Annotated in this window: 8 protein-coding genes; 4 read left to right on the top strand and 4 right to left on the bottom strand. The window is 60.2% G+C overall.

Going from position 1 to position 8657, the window contains the following annotated elements:
• Positions 1 to 109: 109 nt before the first annotated feature.
• Together LAT62_RS04690 and LAT62_RS04685 are read right to left on the bottom strand one after the other, a co-directional pair.
• Positions 110 to 1804 carry a sensor histidine kinase KdpD gene (locus LAT62_RS04690; protein WP_293379692.1) on the bottom strand — a complete coding sequence of 565 codons (1695 nt, stop codon included), beginning with the start codon at positions 1802 to 1804 and terminating at the stop codon, positions 110 to 112.
• Positions 1801 to 2604 (bottom strand): response regulator, encoded by an 804-nt coding sequence (locus LAT62_RS04685; protein WP_293379689.1) that lies wholly within the window; start codon positions 2602 to 2604, stop codon positions 1801 to 1803. Before LAT62_RS04685 ends, LAT62_RS04690 begins: the two co-directional genes overlap by 4 nt.
• A gap of 181 nt (positions 2605 to 2785) precedes the next feature.
• On the opposite strand from LAT62_RS04685, the gene LAT62_RS04680 reads away from it, so the two are divergent.
• Both LAT62_RS04680 and LAT62_RS04675 read left to right on the top strand, forming a co-directional pair.
• A complete protein-coding gene (locus tag LAT62_RS04680) occupies positions 2786 to 4363 on the top strand; it encodes a hypothetical protein (protein WP_293379686.1) in 1578 nt (525 codons plus the stop codon).
• Positions 4344 to 5063: a VWA domain-containing protein gene (locus LAT62_RS04675; RefSeq protein WP_293379683.1), complete on the top strand. Its 720-nt coding sequence runs from the start codon at positions 4344 to 4346 to the stop codon at positions 5061 to 5063. Before LAT62_RS04680 ends, LAT62_RS04675 begins: the two co-directional genes overlap by 20 nt.
• Before the next feature lie 15 nt (positions 5064 to 5078).
• Here the strand turns inward: LAT62_RS04675 and LAT62_RS04670 are convergent, their stop codons facing one another.
• Entirely contained in the window at positions 5079 to 5948 is an 870-nt protein-coding gene (locus LAT62_RS04670; protein ID WP_367120525.1) for a LysR substrate-binding domain-containing protein, read from the bottom strand.
• A gap of 188 nt (positions 5949 to 6136) precedes the next feature.
• Between LAT62_RS04670 and LAT62_RS04660 the strand changes: the two genes are divergently transcribed.
• Positions 6137 to 6352: a DUF1127 domain-containing protein gene (locus LAT62_RS04660; protein WP_293379674.1), complete on the top strand. Its 216-nt coding sequence runs from the start codon at positions 6137 to 6139 to the stop codon at positions 6350 to 6352.
• 175 nt (positions 6353 to 6527) lie between these two features.
• Here LAT62_RS04660 and LAT62_RS04655 read toward each other — a convergent pair whose 3' ends face one another.
• Positions 6528 to 7430, bottom strand: a complete 903-nt coding sequence (locus LAT62_RS04655; protein WP_293379671.1) for a DMT family transporter — start codon at positions 7428 to 7430, stop codon at positions 6528 to 6530.
• Positions 7431 to 7608: 178 nt separating this feature from the next.
• On the opposite strand from LAT62_RS04655, the gene LAT62_RS04650 reads away from it, so the two are divergent.
• Positions 7609 to 8541 carry a DegV family protein gene (locus LAT62_RS04650; RefSeq protein ID WP_293379668.1) on the top strand — a complete coding sequence of 311 codons (933 nt, stop codon included), beginning with the start codon at positions 7609 to 7611 and terminating at the stop codon, positions 8539 to 8541.
• The last annotated feature ends 116 nt before the right edge of the window (positions 8542 to 8657 follow it).

Here is an 8657-nt window from a genome sequence, read left to right as displayed (position 1 = left end):
ATGTGCGGAGTCGAGCTGTCAGGGATGACGTTTTTTGCGTGTCTGCGGTCAGTACACCCCGCCATCAGGCGGCTTGGCAATTGTTCCGAGGTACCGAAACGGCACAACCTCAGCGATAACCCTCCGGCTGGGCGGCGGCGAAGGGTTGGTTGAGGCGTTCGACTTCATCGTCGATGTCGGGCAGTTCAAGGTCCGGTTCGCTGCTGTCGAGGCGCGACTCGGCTGTGGGCAGCAGTACCTCGAAGGTCACGCCGCGCACATCCAGCGGCTCGAAGACAATGCGACAGCCCCGTTTGCGTGGGTGAATCTCCAGCACCCAGCCGGGCAGATCAGGCTGGATGGGATCGAACAGCACAGCGGGGTGATCTTCACCATCAGTGTTCTCCGGCACCAGCGTATGGGCCTCGCCCGTGGTTTCGTGCCGCACCTCCACCGCGCTGACCGGGCGGCGCAGCGACCAGCTCTGCTGGCGCTCGAACTGCGGCTGACCGTCCCGGTCCAGACTCGCCAGCACCTGGGGCGCCCCGTCTTCCAACTGTACCTGCACCGTTTCGTGCACCAGATCGCCATTGCTCAGCGTAAAGCGGAAATGCCACACCGCCTTGTCCTGTGCATCGGTGGACAGCCGGTTGTCTTCGTTGTGCACCAGAATCCGGCCGTCATACCCGCGCACGATCTCCTGCACGAAAAACAGACCCAGCCCCTTGCCGTGATGTTCACGCACCCGACGCGTGGAATACCCCAACTGAAAAATGCGGGCCTGCTCGGATTCCGGGATATGCGGCCCCCGGTTGTACACCTGCAAACGCACAAAGCCCTCGCGCTCTTCCAGCAGCAACCGAACCCGATTGTGCCGATGGCGATAGGCCTTCTTGTGCGCATAGAACTGAGCGTTCTTGAGCAGATTGTCCAGCAGCAGCGCCAGATGATTGGACTTGCCCAGCAACTGTTCGGTTGGCGCCAGGCGCAGTGCGATCTGAGGGTCTGTCTCCAGGACCAGCGTGCGGTCGTTGCTCGTCATTGCCGCCCGCAGGTCGGGCGTGACGGACGACTCATGCAACAGAGGCCTTGCCGCCAGCCAGATGGCCTCGCGCGGGTAATAGGCAGTGACCACGGGCTCCGTTTGCTCCGGGTTCAGCAACTGCTGGTAATAGCGCTCTTCACAGCGCGCCTGCTGGCTGCCGATGTGCAGGGCCAGATTGTCGGTGGTGGCCAGGTCCAGCAGATCCCACAGATAGCGCATCTGAGCCATGGCGTCTTCCGTGTTTGCACTGTCGCCCTCGAGCTGACCGGCACGCTGCGCAAGCGCCGTCTGCACCCGATCGAAGGCAATGACGCCATTGTGCCTGACCTCGGCGGCGATACTCTGAAAATGCAGGAACTTCTCGTCGTATTCGATGTACTCCAGCAGCTTGTCACTGATAAAGCGCTTCAGTCGATCGGCATGGCCGGAGTAGGTCTGTGCCTGCAGGCGCAGTTCGCGCCGGTGCTGCCAAAGATCTCGATTTTCCGCCTCCAGTTGTTCCACTGCAGCCCGCAGCGCACGCTTGCGACGGGCATGGCGGCGGGTGTCCACCAGCAGGGCCAACAGCAGAGTGCCTGCCGCGATATAAAGGCTTTCGGGCGTGCCCAGCCACTGGCTGACCTCGACCGGCACGCGGTAAAACTCGGCATTGATCGGATCAGCCTGAAACAGCAGCGCACAGACCAGTACCAGCAGAGTCAGCGCTGACCAGATCGGGAAGGCCGGCCGCGGCAGGTGCACCGGGCGCGGAGTATCGGCTTCGCTCTCGGGTAACGTCATCCCTGAGTGTCCTCTTGCTGTGGGCTCACCGGTCGCCAGCAATAGGCGCCCTCGTCACCAAAGGTGACCAGCCCCTCACCCTGCTGACACAGCGTCATGAAGCGGCCGTTGCCGCCGGCGGCCTGGTCCAGCGAGTGGCGCAGCGTGCGAATGTGCTGCCGATAGCTGGCCCAGGAAAAGCGATCCGGATCGGCCTGCAGGTGCGCGGCAATCTGATCCGTGGTCAGGGGGCGCGGCGACGCCTCGACCAGATAGCGCAATATCTTGCGCGGTGTCGGGCCCAATGGCCGTTGCGGATTGGCCGGGTTCATGAGCTTGCTGCCGTTCCACCAGATCTCCCAGGTCTCGGTATCAATGCGCAGCGGGCCCTGCTGCAGTTGCGACTGTTCACCCGGTTGCTGGCTCTGGCGCAGCGCGGCGCGAATGCGCCAGCACAGTACCTGTTCGATGTTGGGTTGATGCTTGGCAATGAAATCCCGCGCCTCGGTCTGCTCGAAGGCCTGCTCTTCGATGCCGGTGCCACTGTATTCGGACAGGTAGATCACCGGCACCTCCGGCCAGCGTTTGCGCAAGGCCCGGAAAACCGAGAAGCCCGCCTCGTCGTCGCCGCTCATCTGCGCATCCAGCAATACCAGGTCCGGTGGCGCCGATCCCGGCTGGCGGATGTGCTGGCAGGCTGCCGCCGCGAAACGGAAAACGGTCAGCCGCGTCGGACGCTGATCAAAAGCCTCGGCTTCCAGCGTCGGGCGGAAACGGTCAATCCAGTGTGTCTGGTCTTCAACCCAGAGAATATCTGCCATGAGGTCGATTCTTGTCCTGACGTCTGAGGCCTGTCGAAAGTCTAGCATGACGTTCCGTTGACGTGTTCGTGCACAACTCACAGATTTTTCACCGGCCCGCGGCAGACTTCAGGTCATGGTGGTGGGGCAGCACTCATTCTGCAGCCACACCGATACAACAACCGATGCAGGAGCACTTATCATGACTGAACTGATGCTTGTCTGGTCCGACTCACCGGCCGTCTCCATGGCGGTCTGGCTGGGTCTGGCCATGATCGTTCTCTATTTCGGGCGCCCTCATGCCCACCAACTGTTCAATTCTACCGGTCAGGCCATCCATACCGTGCTGCGCCTGGCGGCCCGTTCGGTTCACCAGCTTGAAGACCGGGTGGCGGCGCGCAACCGGGATGTCCTGCTGGCGCAGGGCCGCGAAGAGGTTGAAAAGACCATCGAGCAGGAGTTCCAGCGCGTCAACACAGTGGTGGAGCGGGAACTGAGCCACTACCCGGCACTGCACCGCAAGATCAGCGAGACCATCGAGCAGATTGCCAGTGATTATCATGCGGCAACGGACGAGCAGCCATTGCCTCCGGCCTGGTCCGAGGTGATTGACAAGCTGCACAATATGCCGGCGCAGGGCGACCCGGCCGTGGTCAAGGTGATGGACAACATCAGAGGCGTGGTGGACAACGCGCACCACCAGACCCTGAAAGCCTATCAGAAAAACTGTGCCGAGCGGCACAAGCTGTTGTCGGGCCTGCAGCCGCAGTGGCGCTCACTGAATCAGAACCTGCAGGCGACGCAGAAAACCATCAGCGGTCTGGAAGAGCACAGCAAGACCATCGACCGGCAGATGGAACGCTACGAGAGCATGCGCAAGGGTGAAGACCGGGCAGCCAACACCCTGATGGCGTCTTCGTTCACCCAGTTCGTGATTGCCAGCATCGTGCTGGTCATTGCGGCCTTTGGCGGCATCATCAACTTCCACCTGATTGCGCTGCCCATGTCGGAAATGGTGGGTGGCAGTGCCTATATCGGCTCGGTGCGGATGTCCGATATCGCCGCGCTGGTGATCATCATGGTAGAAATCGCCATGGGTCTGTTCGTGATGGAATGCCTGCGCATCACGCGGCTGTTCCCGGTCATCGGGCGTCTGGATGACCATATTCGTCGGCGCATGCTCTGGGTGGCGCTGGCCATTCTGGTGATCTTTGCCACCATCGAATCGTCTCTGGCCTACATGCGGGATCTGCTGGCGCAGGACCGTGAAGCCCTGTCGCAGGCGCTGGCCGGTGCCGCCACTGCGGAAGCCCAGTTCCGCTGGATTCCTTCCATCGGTCAGATGGTGCTCGGCTTCATTCTGCCCTTTGCCCTGGCGTTCGTGGCCATCCCGCTGGAATCCTTCATCCATTCCTCCCGGGCCGTTCTCGGTGCGCTGACCGTTGGCGTGCTTCGCGTGCTGCGGGTGCTGCTGCGCGCCGTAGGTGGCTTCGCCCGCCAACTGGCCCGCATGGCCACCAGCCTTTATGACATCTTCATCATGCTGCCGCTGGCACTGGAGCAGCGTATTGGCGCAGCGGGCAGGCAGCGCCGCGAACAGAAGGCAGACCAGGCCGAATCTGGTGAAGCGTCTGCTGCCGTCGAAGGTGAAGACGAAGCAAGCACATCCGGCCGCAAGCGTCGTTCGCCGCTGAGCCGTCGCAAGGCCGAGAAAAAAGAACCTGAAGTCAGTTCACCCGAACAGGATCTGGAGGTGCCGCATGAACCGCGTACAGCCTGAACACAATCGTGACAACCGGGACCGCCCACGGTGGCGGCTCTGGTGGGGCAAAGTCCGTCTGAGCCTTGGTGTGGCGCTGGGTGTTATTCTGGCAGGTTGCGCCCAGACAGACGACCCTCGCCGGGCGGCCTATATTCTGCTCGATATCTCCGACAACTATGTGCAGGAACTGGCCAGTGCGCAGGCACTGAACCGGTACCTGCTGGCAGAGCTGCAGCCGGGTGACACGCTGGGTGCCATGTTCATCGACAACAGCAGCTACAGTGACCGCAATGTCATCGCCCAGACCACGTTCGATGACCGACCCAGTCTGGCCACCCACCAGAAGCGGCAGTTTCACAGCAAGGTGGACGATTTCGTCAACGGCATCCAGGTGCCCAGTGCGCACAATGACATCACCGGTGCCATCCTGCTGGCCACCGAGCGCCTGGCCGATGTACCGGCAGGGCAACGCGTGCTGTATATCTTTTCCGACATGGCTGAAGACCGTCCGCCCTGGTTGGACCGGGATTTCCCCATCGCCCTGGATGGCGTGGAAATTGTGGCGATGAATGTGACCAAGCTGGGCTCTGACAACCGGAGCCCCAGCGCCTATCGTGAGCGCCTGGCTGATTGGCAGAACTGGGTGGAAGAGAGTGGCGGCGAGTGGCGGGTGATCAACGACCTGCAGCAACTGGAGCGGCAACTGGCGTTGCGTTGAGGAACACTCGGTGGATCATGGATGATCCGCCCGATACCAGGCTGTTTGCTGAATGGCCTGGGTAATCCAGGTCTGAAAGGCCTGCACCTTGGGCCAGCGAAAGTGGTGCTCCGGTGCCACCAGCAGATACCCAAAATGAGAATCATGGGTCAGCTCCAGAGGCCTGATCAACTGGCCCTTCTCCAGTGCATCGCTGCAGATACTGCGCCGTACCAGCGCCACTCCCTGGCCGGCAAGAGCCATTTCCGTCAGCGCCCAGGTGTCTGACACATGCAGGCGCCGCCGATACTGTGCCGGGTCCTGCCCGTTTTCAGTGAGAAAATCATCCCAGCGGTAGTCCATCGGATCCTGGCCGGCCAGCAGGTATTGATGCCTGAGCCAGTCCCACACATCTTCACTGTCATCCTGATACAGCAAGGGGTGGCAGACCAGCAATACACTGTCGTAACTCAGCCACTCGGTATGCATGCCGGGATACTCCGCCAGGCCATAGCGGATGCCCAGGTCGTTGCCACTGCGGGTGGTGAAGGCCTGGGCCCGATCCATGTCGATCTGCAGGTTGATATCCGGGTACTGATCCTGAAATTCCGGAACCCGTGGCAGAAGCCAGGCGCTGGCAAAGGAGGGCAGCACAGACAACCTGAGTACATTGGGTGCCGGCACGCCACTGATGCGTTGCAAACCCTCCGCCAGTTGCTCAAATCCGTGCTGCACAAAAGGTAATAATTCCTTACCAGTTGAGTTAAGCTGTATCTGCCGGTGGGTGCGATCGAACAATTGGAAGCCGAGCCAGTCTTCCAACTGGCGAATCTGCTGGCTTACCGCGGCTTGAGTGATGTGCAGCTCTTCAGCGGCGCCTTTGAAACTGCCCGCCTGGCAGACGATCCAGAAGCAGCGCAGCGTATTGAGAGGCGGGAATTTCATCATAAACATAAGTATAGCTTATGTGTTTATAAAAAACTATCGTTTGTCGAGAAACCGCTTTCCAACGACAATACTCCTGCCCATTAACCGGGGCCGTTGACCCAGCAGAATGCACTGCAACAGCCCCAATCCCGGTAAGGAGAAATACCATGACTGCACAAGTACCCAACACGCCTGTGGTTCACCCCATTCGCATCACTCTGCCCCTGGCAGCCATCAAGCGCCTGGCGACGCGTATCGTCGAGCGCATGATCGAGCGCAAGAGCAAGCGCATGCTGATGGAAATGCCCGAATATCTGCTGCGTGACATTGGTGTTACACGCTATGACATTGCTCAGGATCTGAACCGCCCCTTCTGGCGTTGATCAGACCGCAGCGCAGCGTGCAACAGGCACCGCGCTCACACCAGCACAAGAACAATACCGGGTGAGCAGGTCAGGGATTGACCCGCAGAAAAAGATCGAACAGAAACCGCCGAGTGGTCGCACCCGGCGGTTTTTTTTGTGCCCGTGTTGCGCACAATCCGAACTACACTGCAGATCAGATCAGGGGGTTGCGCCGGCGGATCTGCTCGTGGCGCAGCGATATGCCGGCATGGATGGCAATGGTGGAGAGGATGAGGGCACCACCCCAGAGGGTCGCCGCTGTTGGTGTCTCGTGCAGGATCCACCAGACCCAGATCGGCGCCAGTATGGTCTCCACCAGCAGGAACAGGCTGACCTCCGGTGAGGGCAGATACTTGGGGGCCAGCATCAGCAGAAAGCTGGCTATCGGCATCTGCAGCATGCCCATCAACAGCAGCCAGCCGAACTGATTCATCTCGAGGTCAAACGGCTGCGCCGGGATAACACAGATCAAAGCCGTCACCAGGCCTGCGCCGGCCACCAGCAGGGTGCGGGGCACTTCCGGGGTGTAGCGCAGCACGGTCAGCAGGCCGCCGGTAGACATGGCCAGCAGCAGGGCCAGGGCATCGCCTTGCCAGTTGAAGCCCCCCATGGAGCCGCCAAACACCACCACAACGCCGGTCAGACACACCGCAATGGCAATCTGGGTGCGTCGTGGCAGGTATTCTTTCAGCCACCAGCGCGAGAACAAGGCCGCAAAAAACGGGGCGCTGGCCAGAATAACAACGGTATTGGCCGCATGCGTGGCACTAACCGAGAACACAAACAGACTGGTATTGATGCCATAGACTACCGCCATGATGATGGTCAGCCAGAGTATGCGGCGTGTGGGCGGACGCCAGCGATAGTCGCCGCGCCACAGGCAGATCAGGGTCATTGTCATGCCGATCAGCAGACCCCGCCAGAAAGAGGTAGTCCAGGGGTCCGCGGCAGTCAGGCGCACCAGCAACGCATCAAAACTGAGAATCAGCACCCCGGTAAAGGCAATCAGAATGCCCTGAGCATGCGGCGGCAGGGCGAGAAAACGGGCACGATTCACAATATTGGCTCCCAGGGTTGCAGAAGGCTGGTCGTTTTTGACGGTTGCTATACCTTTGGCTAGCCTTTCAGTTTACTCTGTAGGCTATACAGGCCTGTTGCCCGCACCGCTTTATAACCCGCGGAGGGCCTGCATTGCCATCACACTGTTACAATCCAAAAAAAGAAAGGAGTAGCCCGTGCGGAAGGTTGCACTTGTTGTGGACTCGGTTTGTGCCCTGCCACCTCAGTTCATGCGGGATTTTCACATTTTTCGTGTCCCGATTGAAATATCCATTGATGGACACACGTTTAATGATCCCTGTGATGATCAGGAGTCTCTGCGTTTGTTCCGGTCCGGCGATCTCAGCCGCAAGCATGAGGTTGCAACAGAGGCCCCCTCGGTAGAGACGTTTCGCAACACGCTCTGGGACCTGATTGACCAGGGATACGAATATATCTGGATACAGACCCTGAACCGGCTGCAGGGCCTGACTTACGACAATGCCAACCAGGCCGCCAGTGAGGTGGCCCTGCAGCAGAAGGCTCCGCGCAAGGCTTATATTCGGGTCATGGACAGTCGCACTGTCTTTGCCGGTCAGGCTCTGCTGGCGGCTGAAACCGTGCGCCGCCTGCAGACAGAGGAAGATCCGGTTCGCATGCGCCGCGAGCTGGACTACATGTCGAGTTTTGTGCACACCTTTGTGGCTCCTCGTGAGCCCCTGGTGGCCCTCGAGCGTTCGCGCAAGCGCGGCGAGCGGGCCGTAAAATGGACCCAGGCGTTGATCGCCAACACGCTTGGTATTCATCCGATTCTCTGTATCGTCAATGATCATTCTTATCAGGCGGACAAGATCCGGGGGTTCAACAATGCCGCCAGAGGTGTTTTCACGCACCTTCGGACTCGTGTGGAGACCACGCACCTGCTGGCCCCCATTGTTACCGTCCAGTATTCCGGCAGCCTGCCTGAATTACGGGAACTGCCCGGTTACGCCGAGCTTGAAGCCGCCTGCAAGGCCCGTCAGCTGCACCTGATACCCACTGTGGCTGGCCTGGCTGGTGGCGTCTACGGCAGCGTAGGGTCGCTGATGGCCGCCATTGCGACCGAACCGCATGAATGGGAAGGGGGTTGAAACGGCTCCAGCACGCCCTGACGCACATTTTTCTGTCCCCGATTAAGCAATTTCCTGCAAGCGGACTACATTAAAGATTGAGGAGCCTCTGATTCCGCTGGGCAATGCCCGACGAA

Source organism: Natronospirillum sp., from assembly GCF_022565775.1.
GTDB lineage: Bacteria > Pseudomonadota > Gammaproteobacteria > Pseudomonadales > Natronospirillaceae > Natronospirillum.
The sequence above is the reverse complement of the archived record's forward strand: the minus strand, read 5'-3'. Positions and strand labels throughout refer to the sequence as shown.

Bases quoted from the DNA above. Each gene is read 5' to 3' on its own strand.
- LAT62_RS04690 (WP_293379692.1), bottom strand. From the start codon at position 1,804: ATGACGTTACCCGAGAGCGAAGCCGATACTCCGCGCCCGGTGCACCTG.
- LAT62_RS04685 (WP_293379689.1), bottom strand. From the start codon at position 2,604: ATGGCAGATATTCTCTGGGTTGAAGACCAGACACACTGGATTGACCGT.
- LAT62_RS04680 (WP_293379686.1), top strand. From the start codon at position 2,786: ATGACTGAACTGATGCTTGTCTGGTCCGACTCACCGGCCGTCTCCATG.
- LAT62_RS04675 (WP_293379683.1), top strand. From the start codon at position 4,344: ATGAACCGCGTACAGCCTGAACACAATCGTGACAACCGGGACCGCCCA.
- LAT62_RS04660 (WP_293379674.1), top strand. From the start codon at position 6,137: ATGACTGCACAAGTACCCAACACGCCTGTGGTTCACCCCATTCGCATC.